Source organism: Acinetobacter sp. 1124_18A (assembly GCF_052824995.1).
Genome location: NZ_VTDF01000033.1, coordinates 1 through 390, shown reverse-complemented (window position 1 = coordinate 390; position 390 = coordinate 1). Strand labels below are relative to the sequence as shown.

Sequence of the window (390 nt, the reverse complement as noted above, 5' to 3'; positions counted from 1 at the left end):
TTTCCATTACCACCATCTAAGGTATCGTTACCCAGACCACCCCTGAGAATATCGGCTCCTTCTTCACCATACAGTTTGTCGTCGCCCTCTCCGCCTTCAAGCGTATCGTTCCCTCCACGTCCATATAACGTGTCGTTCCCCAAGCCTCCAAATAACTGATCCGCATTTGCAGTCCCAGCCAACCAGTCTGCTCCATCCGTTCCCTGATATAAATTAGGAATGATATCGGCAACTTTCAGACTGGTGCCATCAGCAAATTCGATTCGCTGTAATGAGCTATACGGGTTATTTAATGAATCCTGATAAAGCACATCCTGGAATGTGATTTTATCCGTGCTCCCTGAAATGCTAATTTCAAGTCCACTACCCACCTGTTTGATAATCAGGTCT

General features: G+C 46.2%; 1 protein-coding gene. It reads right to left on the bottom strand.

What is annotated here, in order from left to right; all coding sequences use genetic code 11:
* Positions 1 to 311: calcium-binding protein (locus FY048_RS18990; RefSeq protein WP_446092174.1), on the bottom strand; the 311-nt coding region annotated here is incomplete at its 3' end.
* Positions 312 to 390 lie beyond the last annotated feature (79 nt).